The organism is Intestinimonas sp. HCP28S3_D6 (assembly GCF_052065695.1).
Taxonomy (GTDB): Bacteria; Bacillota; Clostridia; order Oscillospirales; family Oscillospiraceae; genus Intestinimonas.
In genome coordinates, this window is record NZ_JBQHTM010000151.1 from 1 (window position 1) to 485 (window position 485).

General features: G+C 52.6%; 1 protein-coding gene. It reads right to left on the reverse strand.

The genetic code is table 11. The features are described 5' to 3' along the window. Positions 1–43 precede the first annotated feature (43 nt). Positions 44–485: transposase (locus tag ACTNBK_RS17185; RefSeq protein ID WP_441147916.1), on the reverse strand; the 442-nt coding region annotated here is incomplete at its 5' end.

The window sequence follows — 485 nt, forward strand, 5'->3', positions numbered from 1 at the left end:
AGCCTCCGTTCATCTCGACTCTTGACATTCCGGTTGCAGCCGGTCAGTCCGGCATGCGGTCGGCAAAGAACACCGCCAACTGTGCGTGAATTATGCTCCAGTCCTGCCGCCTTCCGGTCCACTTCTTCGTAATATCCATCATGGCCAGATACAGCATCTTCAGCAGACTGTCATCCGTAGGGAATACCGATTTTGCCTTGGTCACTTTCCGAAGCTGCCGGTTAAAGCCCTCAATTGCGTTGGTCGTATAGATCAGGCGGCGCACCTCCTGGGGATATTTGAAATAGGTACTCAGGTTGGACCAATTCTCCCGCCAGGACGGAGCGATCTTCGGGTATTTTTTGTCCCAGCGTTCAGAAAAGGTGTCCAGAGCGTCCAGCGCAGCAGCCTCATCGACTGCGGCGTAGACTGCCTTCAAATCTGCCATGAGTGCCTTTATGTCCTTGTAGGATACATATTTGCTGGAATTTCGGAGCTGATGGATA